The organism is uncultured Neptuniibacter sp., assembly GCF_947498015.1.
GTDB lineage: Bacteria > Pseudomonadota > Gammaproteobacteria > Pseudomonadales > Balneatricaceae > Neptuniibacter.
In genome coordinates this window covers 246,140-262,133 of sequence record NZ_CANMIR010000004.1, presented here as the reverse complement: position 1 = coordinate 262,133, position 15,994 = coordinate 246,140, and the positions used below count along the sequence as shown (strand labels likewise).

At 48.7% G+C, this 15,994-nt stretch carries 18 protein-coding genes and 1 riboswitch; of the genes, 7 read left to right on the top strand and 11 right to left on the bottom strand.

Features of this window, described 5'->3' with window-relative positions; genetic code table 11:
* The first annotated feature begins 375 nt into the window (after window positions 1-375).
* The 3 genes from Q0882_RS07260 (at window position 376) to arfB (ending at window position 1,980) form a co-directional block, all read left to right on the top strand.
* Window positions 376-960: a HupE/UreJ family protein gene (locus Q0882_RS07260; RefSeq protein WP_299179464.1), complete on the top strand. Its 585-nt coding sequence runs from the start codon at window positions 376-378 to the stop codon at window positions 958-960.
* 258 nt (window positions 961-1,218) lie between these two features.
* The gene (locus Q0882_RS07255) at window positions 1,219-1,434 is read left to right on the top strand and encodes a PA3496 family putative envelope integrity protein (protein ID WP_299179462.1); all 216 of its coding nucleotides are present in this window, start codon (window positions 1,219-1,221) and stop codon (window positions 1,432-1,434) included.
* A gap of 132 nt (window positions 1,435-1,566) precedes the next feature.
* The gene (arfB, locus tag Q0882_RS07250) at window positions 1,567-1,980 is read left to right on the top strand and encodes an alternative ribosome rescue aminoacyl-tRNA hydrolase ArfB (protein WP_299179459.1); all 414 of its coding nucleotides are present in this window, start codon (window positions 1,567-1,569) and stop codon (window positions 1,978-1,980) included.
* 4 nt (window positions 1,981-1,984) lie between these two features.
* Here arfB and Q0882_RS07245 read toward each other — a convergent pair whose 3' ends face one another.
* Window positions 1,985-2,521, bottom strand: coding sequence for a YaeQ family protein (locus Q0882_RS07245; RefSeq protein WP_299179458.1), 537 nt, complete (start codon window positions 2,519-2,521; stop codon window positions 1,985-1,987).
* A 104-nt stretch (window positions 2,522-2,625) separates the two neighbouring features.
* Here Q0882_RS07245 and Q0882_RS07240 point away from each other — a divergent pair, with 104 nt between their 5' ends.
* Window positions 2,626-3,696, top strand: coding sequence for a nucleoid-associated protein (locus tag Q0882_RS07240; RefSeq protein WP_299179455.1), 1,071 nt, complete (start codon window positions 2,626-2,628; stop codon window positions 3,694-3,696).
* 172 nt (window positions 3,697-3,868) lie between these two features.
* Window positions 3,869-4,114 carry a hypothetical protein gene (locus Q0882_RS07235; protein WP_299179453.1) on the top strand — a complete coding sequence of 82 codons (246 nt, stop codon included), beginning with the start codon at window positions 3,869-3,871 and terminating at the stop codon, window positions 4,112-4,114.
* Between the two features lie 76 nt (window positions 4,115-4,190).
* Here Q0882_RS07235 and Q0882_RS07230 read toward each other — a convergent pair whose 3' ends face one another.
* Window positions 4,191-5,120, bottom strand: a complete 930-nt coding sequence (locus tag Q0882_RS07230) for an AEC family transporter (protein WP_299179452.1) — start codon at window positions 5,118-5,120, stop codon at window positions 4,191-4,193.
* 224 nt (window positions 5,121-5,344) lie between these two features.
* On the opposite strand from Q0882_RS07230, the gene Q0882_RS07225 reads away from it, so the two are divergent.
* Together Q0882_RS07225 and Q0882_RS07220 are read left to right on the top strand one after the other, a co-directional pair.
* On the top strand, window positions 5,345-5,653 hold the full coding sequence (locus tag Q0882_RS07225) for a hypothetical protein (protein ID WP_299179450.1): 309 nt from the start codon (window positions 5,345-5,347) through the stop codon (window positions 5,651-5,653).
* A 178-nt stretch (window positions 5,654-5,831) separates the two neighbouring features.
* Complete coding sequence (locus Q0882_RS07220) at window positions 5,832-6,212, top strand: hypothetical protein (protein ID WP_299179448.1); 381 nt, start codon at window positions 5,832-5,834, stop codon at window positions 6,210-6,212.
* 16 nt (window positions 6,213-6,228) lie between these two features.
* Here the strand turns inward: Q0882_RS07220 and Q0882_RS07215 are convergent, their stop codons facing one another.
* The 9 genes from Q0882_RS07215 to hypA all read right to left on the bottom strand — a co-directional run bounded on the left by Q0882_RS07215 (window position 6,229) and on the right by hypA (window position 15,994).
* Entirely contained in the window at window positions 6,229-6,534 is a 306-nt protein-coding gene (locus tag Q0882_RS07215) for a hypothetical protein (RefSeq protein WP_299179445.1), read from the bottom strand.
* A gap of 38 nt (window positions 6,535-6,572) precedes the next feature.
* Window positions 6,573-6,676, bottom strand: a riboswitch (SAM-I-IV-variant riboswitch).
* A gap of 54 nt (window positions 6,677-6,730) precedes the next feature.
* The gene (locus Q0882_RS07210) at window positions 6,731-8,464 is read right to left on the bottom strand and encodes a hydrogenase maturation protein (RefSeq protein ID WP_299179442.1); all 1,734 of its coding nucleotides are present in this window, start codon (window positions 8,462-8,464) and stop codon (window positions 6,731-6,733) included.
* Window positions 8,464-9,510 carry a hydrogenase expression/formation protein HypE gene (hypE, locus tag Q0882_RS07205; protein WP_299179439.1) on the bottom strand — a complete coding sequence of 349 codons (1,047 nt, stop codon included), beginning with the start codon at window positions 9,508-9,510 and terminating at the stop codon, window positions 8,464-8,466. Before hypE ends, Q0882_RS07210 begins: the two co-directional genes overlap by 1 nt.
* A gap of 14 nt (window positions 9,511-9,524) precedes the next feature.
* On the bottom strand, window positions 9,525-10,682 hold the full coding sequence (gene hypD / locus Q0882_RS07200; protein ID WP_299179436.1) for a hydrogenase formation protein HypD: 1,158 nt from the start codon (window positions 10,680-10,682) through the stop codon (window positions 9,525-9,527).
* Window positions 10,679-10,927, bottom strand: coding sequence for a HypC/HybG/HupF family hydrogenase formation chaperone (locus tag Q0882_RS07195; protein ID WP_299179435.1), 249 nt, complete (start codon window positions 10,925-10,927; stop codon window positions 10,679-10,681). Before Q0882_RS07195 ends, hypD begins: the two co-directional genes overlap by 4 nt.
* Entirely contained in the window at window positions 10,918-13,284 is a 2,367-nt protein-coding gene (gene hypF, locus Q0882_RS07190) for a carbamoyltransferase HypF (RefSeq protein ID WP_299179433.1), read from the bottom strand. Before hypF ends, Q0882_RS07195 begins: the two co-directional genes overlap by 10 nt.
* A gap of 21 nt (window positions 13,285-13,305) precedes the next feature.
* The gene (locus Q0882_RS07185; protein ID WP_299179430.1) at window positions 13,306-14,760 is read right to left on the bottom strand and encodes a sigma-54 dependent transcriptional regulator; all 1,455 of its coding nucleotides are present in this window, start codon (window positions 14,758-14,760) and stop codon (window positions 13,306-13,308) included.
* Window positions 14,760-15,653: a hydrogenase nickel incorporation protein HypB gene (hypB, locus tag Q0882_RS07180; protein ID WP_299179427.1), complete on the bottom strand. Its 894-nt coding sequence runs from the start codon at window positions 15,651-15,653 to the stop codon at window positions 14,760-14,762. Before hypB ends, Q0882_RS07185 begins: the two co-directional genes overlap by 1 nt.
* Window positions 15,653-15,994 carry a hydrogenase maturation nickel metallochaperone HypA gene (gene hypA, locus Q0882_RS07175; RefSeq protein ID WP_299179424.1) on the bottom strand — a complete coding sequence of 114 codons (342 nt, stop codon included), beginning with the start codon at window positions 15,992-15,994 and terminating at the stop codon, window positions 15,653-15,655. The genes hypB and hypA overlap by 1 nt, the downstream gene beginning before the upstream one ends.

Genomic DNA, 15,994 nt, shown 5'->3' with positions numbered 1-15,994 from the left:
TTATCCTTTTTTGCACTGCAGCAAAACTATAAAACTATACCAAAGTCTCATAAATACAAACTGCTTATAAACCTATTGAGAAGGATCAATAAATACTGATTCATTGCACATAGTACTCATGATGTGAACTGAAAGCAGTCCAGCTTTCCAGTATTCGGTAACTAAGTTACCACTTAAACAGCCAATCCTAAGCCTGCCTCTCTTGGAGAGGAACATCGAGGTTGCTCTTCAGGGCACTTATATCACGATATGCAGACCCAGTTACCTTAACAACACTCTGTTTCATTTATTTGGCACTACCTTTGCAGTTAAGGCGGTAAGTAGATTTTTATCACCACAACGCCAATCCCAAAAACATAACGACAGGATAGCCTTATGAAGCGATCTAACAAATTTGTAACCGGGCTGACACTGATTGCCCTGAGTCTGACTTCTATTCCTGCGCTTGCACATACCGGCGCCACTGTTGAGGCCAGTCTGCTGAGTGGCTTTCTTCATCCCTTCACCGGATTCGATCACCTTCTGGCCATGCTTGCTGTTGGATTCTGGGCCGCGCAACAAACAGGTCAAAAAACCTTGGCTATACCAGCAACCTTTATCATTACATTGATACTGGGTTTCAGCATTGCTCTTAGCGGAATCACCCTACCGGGTGTAGAGAGCGGTATCGCCACATCCGTGCTTATTCTTGGCTTCCTGATCATCTCCGCAACACAGCTCTCAGCCACAGCAGCACTTCCATTGATTGCGATCTTTGCTTTATTCCACGGCTTTGCCCACGGAGCAGAGCTCGGTGCCGCAAGTGCGGGACTGTTTGCAATCGGTTTTATCGCTGCCAGTGCTCTACTCCACATAACAGGTGTAGCCAGTAGCCATTCTATTACCCGAATGATGCCTGTAGCCCATAAATTGATCGGCGGATTCCTGAGTGTATCAGGTGCAATATTCCTTTTAAGCTAACTTCGCTGGAGCTCTCTTTCCACTCACTTACAGAGAGAGCTCCCTTTCTGGCTGCCCTCTGGCGGCCAGCTTCTTTTTCATTCGTACCATCACCCAAAAGTGGTTTCGTCGGGCATTCCCTGCCCGACTTTTTTCCTCTTTTCTATAAGTCTAAATTCTTACTTCCCAATTCTGAAATCTGTACCATAATCAGGCTATAACGCCGTGAACAATTTCATTGATCCTTGACCAATCCGTATTACCAGGGGAAAGATTGCTATGAGCCGCCAAAGCCATACTGATAATCCACAGGATACCTTTGCAGAATCAGATGAATGGATGCAGGAGGATGATCTGGACTCCGGCCTGAACGATGCAAAAATTTACCAGAAAGACGGCATCAACCCTGCCAAAAGGCGCAGGCTTGAGGCGATGCGAGAAGAGAGGGAACTCCTCAAAGATCTAAAAGATGTCTTTGATGAGTGGGATGATTAGATAGCCAACATCTGATCCGCTAAAGGTCACTGTTTGACGTCCATCAACACCAGTTAGCCTCCTTACTTAAGGCCGGTTGTCAGTTTTCACTCTTATTTCCCTATCCCTATCAGCCATTGATACAATAGCATTATGCTAAAAGTATCTAACCGCGTATTTATCTACCCCCATGAACTGGAGTTCAACGCCATTCGGGCTCAGGGCAGTGGAGGCCAGAATGTTAATAAGGTCTCCAGTGCGATCCACCTGCGTTTTGATATCCGGCGCTCATCCCTGCCTGAGTTTTATAAGGAGCGTCTGCTCGCTTTTCGTGATCAAAGAATCACCAATGAAGGGATCATCGTTATAAAAGCACAGAACTTCCGAGATCAGGAGCGGAATAAAGAGGATGCCAAGGCACGGCTGTTAGAGTTGATTCAATTGGCCACAGTGGTTGAGAAAGCTCGAAGAGAAACAAAACCGACGCGCAGCTCTCAACGGAAGCGTATGGATAAAAAAACCAAACGGGGTCAGATAAAAAAAGCGCGCGGTAAAGTTGATTACTGAGAACTCAATCCTGAAGTGTATACAGATTTAATGTCAGTTGCTGATCTCCCGATGCAATAAAGATCTGCTCCTCACTGAGGGTAATGGTTAGTTCCATATTACGGCTGCAGATCTCTGGCAATGCTTCCACTTCATCAGCATCAAAACGATATACCTTGGTTTTGGCCAGCCCGGACATCTCCTCTTGATATTTACCCCACCAGATATCAACTTCTGAACCGTAAGCATATAACTTGATCTGGTCAGCGCGGCTAACCGCTTTGCGTAAGCGATCAGAGGAGGCCTGACCCACCTCAATCCAACAAGCCACACTTCCTTCCGGTCGTATAACCCATAGATCAGGTTCATCCGTCGCAGATAGCCCTTTACTGAACTGCAGATCCTCATCATAGTTCAGCGCATAAGCCAACAAGCGCACCATCATTCGAATCTCTGTTTCAGATGGGTGTAACGCCAATGTCAGTTTCTCGGTGGTATAAACATCGCGGTTCATATCTACGAGATTGAGTGAGGCTTTATAGATCGTCGGTTTAAGTGCCATTAGGATGCCTGTTAAGAGAGTTTGAGGCATCTTTATACTGCATCCCCCTGCTGTTTTAAATACAATCGCCTCTTGGTATTGCACATTCTCTCTTTGAGGTCCCTATGGAACTAAAGCACCTGGCTATTCGTGAATTGGTAAAAGAAAATGAAGATGCGCCTGCACGTATCACTGATCGAGGCGGGATCATCCCCACCACAGAACCGATTGCAAACCAGCTGTTTGATACCCTGAACGCGGCCTTTAGCCGCCGCTCCAGCCTGACCCATGGATCATTTAATAATGAAAACGAAGAGGGCTACCCCTTTATTTCAGCCTTTGAATCATTCGTATCATCTGACTGGAATGAGGAGAGCTTTACTACATTAACTGACAAAAGCATGACCCAGCTGGCTGCTGCGATCAATAACCCTTCGGCACACACCGCACATGGTGGATATGTCCTGTTTGCGCTCTATGCCAGTGACCGTTATGAATACCTGCTGATCGCACTGGTCCGTGATAAAGCCAGCATCGGATTTGATAATGACCTTCACCCCACAGAGGTAATGGAGGTTAATCTTGACCAGCTGCATCAGGGTGCACGCATCAATATCAGCACGTTTAAGAAAAAGCAGGACAGCTACCTGAGCTTTATCGGTAGTAAAGAGAAAGGTGAGATCACCCACTATTTCTCCAACGCATTTGGCTGTACCGATGTTACTCCATCCCGCAAATCTACCGGTGAATTGATCCGAGCAGCCAGAGACTTCTGTAACCAGAACAACATGACTGACCGAAAAGAGGAGGTAGTTGAAGATGTGGTCAGTTACCTTGAAAGACAGCGAACCGAAAAGGAATCAGCCAACCTGCATGATATTGAAAACCTGTTTGACGCTTATATCCCGCCCGAGCAAGCAGAAACCGCAGCAGGTACATTTGGTAGCTTTGCCAATAAGGGCCCTTATAATGTCAGTCAGGAGTTCCAACCACATACCAGCACCATCAACCGTTTTGCCAAGCTAAAGGTCAAATCTGATAATTGGAGTCTGGATTTTACTAAACGTAATCTGGGTGACCTTAACGCAGGAAAAGATATCGAATTTGATGAAGACAATGGCCGGATCATCATCAATCGTCTGCCCAGTAAAGTGGTGAATCAGTTGCGCGAAGCGCTGGAGCAGGAAGAGTCCTGATCACCCACCAGCACAAACACTGAACTCCTTACCACTCAGTGGGTATCAAACATACCCACTGTCATCTTACTTCTACTCATCCCCATGTGATCCAATCAAGTCGATTTTCAGTATCAGTTACAGACTCTTGAATCTACAACACATTGCTGTAACCGATACTGGGGGGTGAACAATGAAACTTTATGGCCATCTATTTGGTGTAGACCGTGGTAACAAGGCCAAAGTTATTGGATCTGTCAGAGAGATACTTCAGGAGAGTGGTTATGCGGGAATAAAAATCTACCTCTGCGGCAGCAGATTAAACATAGTCGCAGTTGATCTCCAACCGGAACGTTACGAAACTATCACTGAAATTACCAACCATCCGCAACAACCCGATCAACTGTTTGTCTTCTATAAAGGCAGGTCGGCAGCATAACCCTCTGAGGTAATAAGCCGCTTTTAGAACTGCCTGCTAAAACAGCCTTAAAGCGCAGATAAAGAGGCCAGGGAACTCACATCAACAACGCAACCCAGGCAGACACACTGATTAGAGCGATCAAAGTTGAAAGCACGACAACCAAAGATGTTTCCTTCTCCTTAACGTCATACCTCAGAGCCATAACGTGTGCCAACGCGCCAGTTGGCAAAGCCGCAAGAAATACCGCCGCCAGCAACCAGTTCTTATCCTCTAAGCCAAACAGGGTGAAGATCAGCAGTGTCAATAACGGGTGAATCAACAGCTTCACCCCGACCAACCAGATTAACTCGACCTTGCTCTCTTTAAGCGTTTTAAACTCGAGGCTGGCTCCCAGACAGAAGAGTGCGACGGGGACCGTAGCAGGAGCAAGCAGCTCCAGTGTGGAAGCTAAAATGACAGGTAGTTTAAGCTCGACAGCAGAAGCTAAAACACCACAGAGGGTTGCGAGAAAGATAGGGCTACGCAGCAGTGCTTTATCAAGTATGGCTAATAACTGCTTTATCCCCCTCCCTTCCTGACGCTGACTCTCTATCAAAAATTGAGTGCCCCCAATCTGAAACACGTTACCTAAAAGGATAATGCTGATCATCGCACCATAGGCAGCTTCACCCAATAACCCAAAGACCATAGGGATACCCATATAGGCATAGTTTGAAAACGTGCCATTCAGGGCGCGTATAACCAGAACCTCCCGGTTACGTTCCTTAAATAAATACGCCGATCCAGCGGCAGCCAAAATAGCAGTCATCACCACCGCAATCAGAAAAGCCGCTAGATAGATGGGTTGAAACAGTCGTTCAAGGGAGAGTTGATAGACTGAATTAAACAACAGCGCAGGGACCGCAAAATAGTATACAAATGTGTTTAGTGGGGCGATGCTCTGTCCAGATAACACCGTTCTTTTACCGACATAGCCTAAGCCGATCAGAATAAACAGAGTCAGAATTGTTTCGATACCTGCCATCACACTAACCACACATAGTTCAATTTCAGGGCGACAATTAGAGCAAGATGTTTATCCGAGGTCCAGAGATCATTCCGCTTCATCAAGATCCAGAAAGAATAGAGAGAAATCATTCTGTTAATTTTTTGTGCAGTGCACAAAAAAAATATTGACTTGATTAAAAAACAGCCTAAAATAGGCTCTATATTGTGCAGTGCAACAAACTAATTTTTTTGGAGAATACTATGACTAATCCTACTGTTGATTTCCAGAAGTCTTTCGAAGCTGTTCAGTCTCTGATGAACCTACAGGCTCAGGCAGTTACTAAATCTATCGAGCAGCAGAAAAAATCTGGTGAAGAGCTGACTTCTTTCTTCAAAACTGAAGCAGAGAAAGCTAAAGAACTTAAAACTCCTGAAGAGCTGATCAAGTTCAACATGGAAGCTAACAAAGCTTTGTTCGAACTGCTTAAAGGCCAGGGTGAAGCATTCACTGCAATCGCTAACGAAACTCGCGATGCAGCTATGGCTGAACTGCAGGCTATCACTAAGTAAGTGATCACCTTCTAAAAAAAACCGGGCTTTTGCCCGGTTTTTTTATGTCAAAAATCTACTAGAGCCCAGGATACTTTTTGAAACCGACCATTCGGGACTAACAGTTCTACCAGTACCCTACAGAGCCCAACTCCTCTATTATCAAGTCATCGTTCAACATCTATGACAGGACGTCGCCATGAGTATCTTTATTACCAGTTTAGGCGCGACTGATAACGAAATTTGTGCCCCAATAACTCACTCCATACTCAACCTGATCTGCAGCAAAGGATTTAAGTTCAGAGGGATCCCCGCCGTCGAATCCAGCATTCTCATCGATAAAAATGCGGTGAACTTCACACTAAGTAGCTGTGATCACACCACTTCGCCCCTGACCTTGAGTTTTGATGAAGTAACAGAACTGAGCAAGCACTATGCTGTTCAGCAGCAGATACCTTCACATATACAGAAACATGTCGGCCTCAAACTGGCTGAACTGGAAAGCCTGACCTCCAGTCAGTGCCCTAAAACGCATAGCTGTGCTCACTGTACTCTGGTCAACCGAAAACTTTACTGCTAGCAGACACGTCAGTGGCTCACACCTGTAATGGGCGAGAAGCGGCTTGTTTCAACCAATTTTCAATAGTCTGTTGCAGCAGGAACTCAGGATAGGGGTAACACTGACAGACAGCCCGGTTGTTACCCTGCTGGTCACAGTACTCTGTATATACAAACACTGCTCGCTTAGGACTTTCACCTGCGCACTGCGTTGTTCCTTCAACAAACCAGATGCTCAATGGTATTAACTGTTTCAGGTGAAAACGTTGATATCGCCGGATAGGCAAAACAACAGCAGAGGCAGTATGAAGTTCAGTAGAGTAAAGTGTGTGTGCTTCGAACATGATTGGCTCCCATAAATTAATGAGAGCTGACGTTGGAGGTCTACCTGATTAATTGTCGGTATCGACCACATCGCTTTTCAGCAACCACCTTGCCCAGGTTGGCAGGTTGGTGAGGACGTCAGCCCTACTCTTGATGTCAAAAGTTTCACCTGCACTTTATCGTCAAGCCAACCTGTAATCAACTCTTTTTCTCTACCTATAATGCGCGGTGTTTTGCCAGATACACCGGTGTTCTAGCCTTTGGTAACTTCTCCACAAAGTGATAACGAGCCACATGATAACTGGGGTCAAAACCGAAGAAGTTTAGTTTCATCTGAGCAAGTTCCTCATCGCGGTAGGATTGCAATGGTTTGCACAATTCATCCTGCTGACGTTGCAGATTTTTCATAGCCAAGCGGGCCTGAAAGTCAGAGCTGGCGGCTAATTGCTGCGCTTTGGAATGGATAGTTTCAATATAGCCGTGACGATCTGCAGTAATAGCTTCTTCGATAAGCCCCACCTGTTCCGCTTCTATGGCAGAGAGTGGCAGCCGGTTCTGCATCAACTGTTCCGCCTGATCTGTCCCTACTCGTTTGGGTAGCAGATAGGTCCAATACTCAGAGCCATAGAGGTTACCCATCGATTTATAGTGCGGGTTAAGAATCAGATCACTTCGGGCATAAACCTGATCTGCTGCAAGAGCCATGAAAACGCCTCCCGCTCCTGCATTCCCCTGCATTGCAACCATGGTTAACTGATCCGGCGTATTGATAATCTCCAGACACAGATCATTCATTGCATTGATATTATCCCAGGAGGCTTCTGCAGGACTCTCAGCCGCCTCAATCTGGTTGAGATGAATCCCATTCGACCAAAACTCCTCACCCCCCATCAGTACCAAGACCTTAATCGGTCGTTGTTTCGCATCAACCAAAGCCTGTTGCAGGCGCTGACATTGGTGTGTATCCATCGCGCCATTGTAAAAATCAAAATGGAGATAGCCGACATCACCCACTTGCCGATACCGGATCTCCTGCCAGGTTTCCCCCGACAGTTCAGATGCCGGGGAGATTGCGATTTCAGGTACTCTTAATGATTCAGGCGCTTTATCAATATGCGAAGCCAATAACTCTGTGGCAGGTAGTTTGAAATTAAACTCGTCAGAAACCGGATGAGCCAGACGAAGATGAGTTATCCAGATCGCAGCATCACGTGTTTTCAGGCAGATTGCACCATCACGCATGGCGATGATTGACCCAGCCTCTCCCTCAAAATCAGACAGATTATCTTCACGAAAAGCGTTATATAGATAGTACTCGCGTCCAGCAATCGACTCTTTCACACCCGGAAAGGAATCAGCCGCTCTTACTTTACGCAACACCGTCTCAGTATCATCCTGACCCCAGTCGATCTGTCTCTCCGACTGCTGCATCAGGCAGTGCCACTGCCCTTTTATTTCCGGGTCATCATAATTCAACGGCTCAGGGAAAAAGCTACCTGATTGAATCCTTTCAAGCGTCAACCTGACCGCTTGTATGGCTGCAGTTGTAATCTCATTGCGGTAGAGGCTGCTTTTACTGGCGGTTCGCATAGGGAAACTAACGGATGCCCAGATATCTCCAGCATCCATCTCCGCTACCGCCTCAATGCAAGTCACTCCCCACTCTTTTTCATCTCTGCTGATCGCCCAATCGACTGAAGAGGGCCCACGGTCTCCTCTTATTCCAGGATGGACAATGATGCAGCGATGATGCTGCCAGATCGATTCCGGGATCGCTCTTTTCAGATAAGGCGCAATGATCAATTCCGGTTTAAAAAGTTCAACCGCCTGCTCCGCAACCTCATCATTGATATCAAATTCGATGGAAAGCTCATGGCCCAATTGACGCAGTTCAACCAATAAACGTTGGGTCAAACTATTAAAGCTGTGTGTCAGTAGCAGAATGCGCATTAACAGATCCTCGGAAGTTGCTCACCATTGATCCAATCAACCATCCGGTTGCCACCAAAAGCGGTCTGCATCTGTACAAAATTCAACGTATCTTCGGTCACCTCGCCAATCACAGCCGCATCCCTGCCCTGAGGATGCTCCTGCATGGTCTTAAGTAAAAGATCGGCTTTATCGGCTGGGCAGAACGCCACCAATTTTCCCTCATTTGCTACAAACAGTGGATCAAGGCCTAAGAATTCACACGCCGCTTTAACCTGAGATCTGACCGGAATGTCCGCTTCATAAATCTGCATACCGACGTTCGCTTGCTGCGCTATTTCATTGAGAGTTGCAGACAAACCACCACGCGTTGGATCTCTTAAACAGTGCAACTCCGGCACCTCTTTAACCATGTTAGCCACCAACCGATCGAGCGACTGGCTGTCAGATTCAATGGTAGTTTCAAAGGTCAGGTTTTCACGCAGAGACATGATTGCAACCCCATGATCGCCCAGTGTTCCTGATACCAGTATTTTGTCACCCACCGATACGCGGTCAGCTCCTAACGAGATACCTTGAGGAACCACACCAACCCCGGTTGTACTGATAAAGCAGCCATCCCCTTTACCACGCTCTACCACTTTGGTATCGCCTGTAACGATCGCAACGCCAGCCTCTTCCGCCGCTGCCGCCATTGAGTGAACAATGCGTTGGAGATCACAAAGCGGAAATCCCTCCTCTAAGATAAAACCCGCTGAGAGGTATTGAGGGACAGCGCCAGACATCGCTACATCATTCACTGTTCCATGCACCGACAACGCTCCGATATCCCCCCCAGGGAAGAAGAGTGGTGATATAACATGGCTGTCCGTTGCCATCACGACCCGGCCGGCGGGTAGTTCAAAGCATGCCTGATCGTTCATCTGATCCAGCCACTGATTAGAAAAAGCGGGCAGAAACAGTTCATCAATTAACTGCGCCATCGCCTTACCACCGCTACCGTGTACCATCTCCACCTTACCGTTTTTAAGGTCAAGCGTTGAACTGAATTGACGTTGATTACTCATATATAGATCTCTTTTCAGGCAGCAGGATGGGTCTTATCAGATGCAAATGTACGCTCCTGATAGCGGCCATAACTATAATAGGCAGCACAGGCACCTTCACTGGATACCATGCAGGAACCAAGTGGATTTTCAGGGGTACAGGGATCACCAAACAGAGAGCAGTCACGAGGCGATTTAACCCCTCGGAGAATAGCCCCGCACTCACAGGCCTTATTCTCTCTGGCGCTACGATAATCTACGGTGAAGCGCTTCTCAGCATCAAAAGAGGCAAACGCCTCTTTAATTCGCAATGCACTGTAGGGCACAACACCTAAGCCGCGCCATTCAAACGAGCGACGTAATTCAAACGTATCTGCAACAATTGATTTTGCCTGTGGATTCCCCTCAGCTGTCACCGCACGTGAAAACTCATTCTCTACTTCAGCTCTGCCTTCGTTAATCTGGCGCACCAACATCAGGATCGCCTGCAATACGTCAAGTGGTTCAAAACCAGCGATCACAACAGGCTTTTGATACTCTTCAGCAAAATAGTAATAGGGCTGCGCACCGATCACGGTACTGACATGAGCAGGCCCCACAAAGCCATCCAGAGGCAGCACACCGAGCTCCCTTACTTCGGGTGATTCCAGAATATTACTGATCGCAGCGGGTGTTAGAACATGGTTACAGTAAACACTGAAGTTCTTCACATTGAGTTTTTCTGCCTGACGGATCACCAGCGCTGTTGGTGGCGTGGTCGTTTCAAAACCGATCGCAAAAAATACCACCTCCCGTTCCGGGTTATCCTGAGCTATTTTTAGTGCATCCATGCAGGAGTAGACCATTCGGACATCGGCCCCCTCCGCCTTAGCTTTCAGCAAACTCCTTTTTCGAGATCCCGGGACACGTAGCATGTCGCCATAAGAGCAGAGTATGACACCATGGGTGACGGCCAGCTCAATCGCAGCATCCAAGCGGGGGATAGGTAATACACATACCGGACAACCAGGCCCATGAATCATTTTCACATTGTCAGGTAGCAGATCAGGAATACCATAACGGAAGATCGCATGGGTATGACCGCCGCAAAACTCCATAAAGTGATAATCACGCTCTGGATCTGCTTCCGTGCGAATTTTAGCCGCTATCTCCCGAGCGAGTTCACCGTCCCTGTATTCATCTACATATTTCATTGGGAGGCCTCAATCGCCTGCTGCTGACTGAGCTGATCCAGTTCAGCAAACAGTGCCAGTGTTTTTTCAGCTTCCTGCGGATCGATTTTATTCAGTGCATAGCCCACGTGCATAATCACATAATCCCCCACAGCCAGATCAGTGATCAGGGCAACGTTGATCTCTTTTCTGACACCACCGATATCGGCAATCGCCGTTTCTTGATCCAAAATCTCTTCAATTCGAACGGGTATGGCTAGGCACATACAGATTCTCTTTTATTATTTTCTTTATGTTGACCCCCCGCCAGCTGCATCAGAGCAATCTGAGCCTGACCGAGGGCAATGGCACCATCATTGGAGGGCATCTTTTCAGCACAGAAGACTTTCACCCCCCGGGCACACAATAACGAAGACAGCTCAGTCAGCAGCAGTTGATTGAGAAAGCAGCCACCCGCTAAGACAACACTGGTGAGCCCCTGCTGGTGAGAAGCCTCGGTAACCCAGTCACCTAAAGCATCAATCAATTGCCGATGAAACAGCGCAGCACCAAATTCAGCATCCTCGCACCGCGTGAGACGGGATAAAAGCGGCAGCGTATTAAGTGCCTCACCCTGCTGGAAGATTAACCTCTCCTCCTGCGGCCAGGCGTGCTTAAGCAGATATCGATACGCACTGGATTCAAGCATCATCGCGGCCTGCGCTTCATAATTTGATACCTCTTTGATCCCCAAAAGGGCTGCTGCTGCATCAAACAATCGTCCGGCACTACTGGTCTGCGGACAGTTGATATCGCGCTCCAGCAACTGTCGGATCACCTTATGGCCTGGATGATCTGCGAACCGGGTATCGATCTGTTCGCTTTGCCCCAGTTGCGACAGTGCGCCCGCCGCAATCCGCCAGGGCTCTTTCGCGGCCTGATCACCTCCAGGTAACATTAACGGTGATAGATGGGATAAACGACGATACCCCTCTCCCTCAACTCTGAGAAGCTCACCACCCCAAAGCGCTCCCTCTTCACCCAGACCCAACCCATCAAGCGCTAAACCGATAACAGGTTCAGACAATTGATGTTCCGCCATTACCGCTGCGATATGTGCATGGTGGTGCTGAACCCTGAGAAGAGGGATAGAGAACGATTCACTGTACTGTGCTGCAAACTGAGAGCTGTAGAAATCCGGATGGTTATCAGATACCACCAGATCAGGCTCAATGTTCAGCAGCAACTTCAGTGCTTCTGCCGTCTGTTTCAACTGACGACAGCAGTCAGGATTGTCCAGGTCACCGATATACTGCGACACATATGCGTACTCCCCTTTGGTCAGGCAAAGGGTATTTTTAAAGAATGCACCCACCGCCAACACCGACCGATTGGTGGATCTCAGCGCTGCGGGTAAACGGATGCGCTGAGGGGCTAACCCCCGTCCCCTGCGGATCAAAAAAGGCTTAGAGGGAACCGCATTGACAACTGAATCATCACAACGGGTATGTATCCTCCGGTCATGCACTAAAAAACCATCAGCGATACCCTGCAGATCATTGAGAGCCGTTTCATTGTCAATAATCAGAGGGTTTCCACTGAGGTTAGCGCTGGTCATGACCAACAGGAGTGATTGCGCTTCAGATAGCCACTGCGTGCCTGTGGGCTCTCCTGAGGCTTTATGAAACAGCAGATAGTGCACAGGGGCGTGTGGCAGCATCACCCCCAACCAGGCCAGCCCGGGCGCAATCCCCTCAGGTAGCGGGTCACTTCCAAGTTCCTTTTTCGGGCACAGGCAGATCGGAGCATCCATGGCTGTTAACCTTTGCCTGCGTGATTCATTCAGCTCCACAAACGGCGACAGCGATTGCGGGTTAGCAGCCATCAGCGCAAACGGTTTTTCATCCCGATGTTTACGAAATCGCAGCCTCTCTACAGCGTCGGCATTGCGCGCATCACACACAAGATGAAATCCACCCACGCCCTTCATGGCCAAAATCCCCCCCTGAAGAATCAGTTCAAGGGCATCCGCTAAAGGATCTTCACTGGTTGTAAACTCGCCCGCTGCATCATGAAGCGCCAATTGCGGCCCACAAGATTCACAAGCGGTCGGTTGTGCGTGGAAGCGTCGATCATCAGGGTTCAGATACTCCTCTCGACAGGGAGGACATAAACTAAACGCTGACATCGTCGTATTGATGCGGTCATAGGGCAGTGCGGTAATCAAACTGTAGCGCGGGCCACAGTTAGTACAGTTAATAAACGGATACCGATACCGTCGATTGTCCGGGTCGAATAGCTCAGTCAGGCAATCCATACACACTGCAGCATCCGGGGTGACTGTCTGATCAACCTCCCCGCCCTCTGTGGTCAAAATTTTAAAGCCATCACACTCGTGAATGACATCAACAGCGTCAATACTGATGGTATCGATCTCGGCCATGGATGGGGCTTCGGACTGAAGCAGATGCACAAACTGCTCCAGCACCTCTTCAGGAGCCTGAGCAATCACTTTGACACCATCAGCTCCATTCGAAACCCCACCTTCAACTCCCAGGCGTCGGGCAAGATTGTGCACAAAGGGACGAAACCCGACCCCCTGTACCTGGCCATGAATCTGAATATTAAATGCTGAGTTGCTCATAATGGCATCCGGACCTCACACTTAGTGAAAATCCTTGTTTAACCCGTAGCGTTCCAACTTGGAGCGCAAGCCCACTCGGGATAATCCAAGCTCTCGTGAAGCCTGACTCTTGTTCCAGCGGTGACGGATCAGTGTTTCTCTCAGAATCCGTTTCTCCAATGTTTCGATGCGCTCTTTCAGCGTACCATCGAGACCCGCAAGCACTTCGGTCTCGGCGGTTTCCTCAACCGGCGCTGCCCGCAGAACTCTGGGGCTCAACAGATCTGCTGACAACCACTCACCTTCTGTCAAAACCAGCATGCGGCGAATCTCATTCTGCAGTTCACGAACATTGCCCGGCCAGCAGTAGCGCCTCATACAATCGAGCGCTTCTTCGGTGAATCCCTGAACCGGTTTATCAAACGCCTGCACTGCTGTAGCGAGAAAGGCCTGCGCCAACACCGGGATATCCATCCCACGCTTTTCGAGTGCGGGCAGCTCCAGCGTGACTTCAGCTAATCTGAAATAGAGATCCTGTCTAAACCGGCCTGCCCTGACCTCCTCTTCCAGATCACGGTTGGTTGAGGCAACCACACGAACATTGACCTTGCGGCGTTGATGCTCACCCAGACGGCGGACCTCCCGCTCCTGTAAGACTCGTAGTAGTTTTACCTGGAAAGCCGGGCTGATCTCTCCGATCTCATCAAGAAAGATCGTGCCACCATCAGCCTGTTCAAACAGGCCGACATGATCGGTAATCGCACCAGTGAAAGAGCCCTTCTTATGTCCAAATAACTCCGAAGCAAGTAGCTCATCCGGCATCGCACCGCAGTTCTCAACCACAAAGGGTCGATCTGCACGGAGGCTGTTGTAGTGCAACGCGCGGGCAAACAGTTCCTTACCCGCACCTGAGGGACCCGTCACAAGTACAGATACATCATAAGGCGCAATTTTCGCGGCTTGATCACAGAGGTTATTGATCGGACTGGCGGGATGGCGACGGATCTCATCCAGTTGAAAGGTCTGCTGCAGGCGCTGCTTCTTCGCTGCAATATTTTGCTCCGCCTGACCTTCCGTCAGGCGCATCTCCATCGCCAGCAACTCATTCTCGTTTTGCAGCTCATAGAGCCGGCACGCCCCCCGCATGATCAGTAACAGGTTATCCGGGTGCCAGGGTTTCGTGATGTACTGCAGGATACCGGCTTCATTCAACCCTTTGATAATATCTTCAGAATCGGTATATCCAGAGAGAATCAGGCGCGCCACCTGAGGCCAGCGCTGGCGTACCTCTGTCAGAAACTCAACGCCAGTCTGGCCGGGCATCCGCTGATCACAGAGAATCGCGTGCACCTCATTTTTCTGCAGGAGTTCCATCGCCTGTTCGGCATTGGATGCAGTTAACACATCAAACTCTTCATCGAGGGTTCGCTCCAGCGTCTCTAAGGAGCGGATCTCATCATCAACACAGAGTACAGTAGGTCGGGTTCGTGAAAGCATCAGAGTAGCGCCTTAAACTGGTGGATCTCAGATTCAAGCTGATCGATACGCTGTTGAATCATTTCCCTGCGATTGTTTTCAAGCCATTCAATCCACTCGGGCATCCCCTCACCACTGGTTGCTGATAGCTTTATCACCTGAATGTCAGGATTCACCTGACGAGCAAAATCGATACACTTATCAACATCAAACTGAAGATAGGGAAGCAGATCCACTTTATTCAGAATCATCAGGTCCGCAGCATGAAACATATCAGGGTATTTCAGCGGTTTATCTTCACCCTCTGTGACGGAAAGGATAGCCACCTTGTGAGCCTCACCCAGATCAAAGGCTGCCGGGCAGACCAGGTTGCCGACATTTTCAATGAACAGCATCCCCCCTTTCAACTCAGTAAAATTATCCAGGGCATGACCCACCATATGCGCATCCAGGTGACACCCTTTACCGGTATTTACCTGAATCGCAGGCACCCCCGTTGCACGAATACGATCAGCATCGTTCGCGGTCTGCTGATCCCCCTCAATTACAGCGACCTGACGCTCAGATTTAATCCGGTTTATCGTCTCAGTCAGAAGTGTCGTTTTGCCTGAACCTGGACTTGAAACCAGATTTAACACAAACAGGCTCAGGGCTTCAAAGCGGGACCGATTGATCGCAGCGTAACGATCATTTTTCCCAAGAATATCCTGCTCGATCTGCACCATACGGCTTTGGCTCATACCCGCCACATGTGCATGTGCAGGCCCCTTTCCGAAGTGAAGATTATCACCATCCTGCTCAATCGGGCTGGCGTGTTCATGATGATCATGGGTGTGCGGGTGATCATGAGAGTGGCTGTGCTGCCCTCCCTCAATCTGTACTTCACCCTCACTACATCCACAGACAGTACACATTACTCCACCTCCAGCTCTTTAATTCGCATCTCATCACCCTGAGTCACCTGTAACTGATGACTGCCACAGAGAGAACAACAATCGTATCTCTGGGTGATCGCAACATTTTTCAGACACTGCATACAGAACGCCTCACCCTCTATATCTATTATTTTCAAAACTGCACCTTCTGCCAGCGTATCCCGGGTCACTGCATCAAAACAGAAGATCAGTGCTTCTGCTTCAATCATCGCTAATGGGCCGATCTCTAACCAGACCGTTTTTACCCGGGTGTAGTTCTGTGTGGCTGACTGCTCCTCCAGTACCTGAACAATCCCTTCTGCAATCGACATCTCATGCAT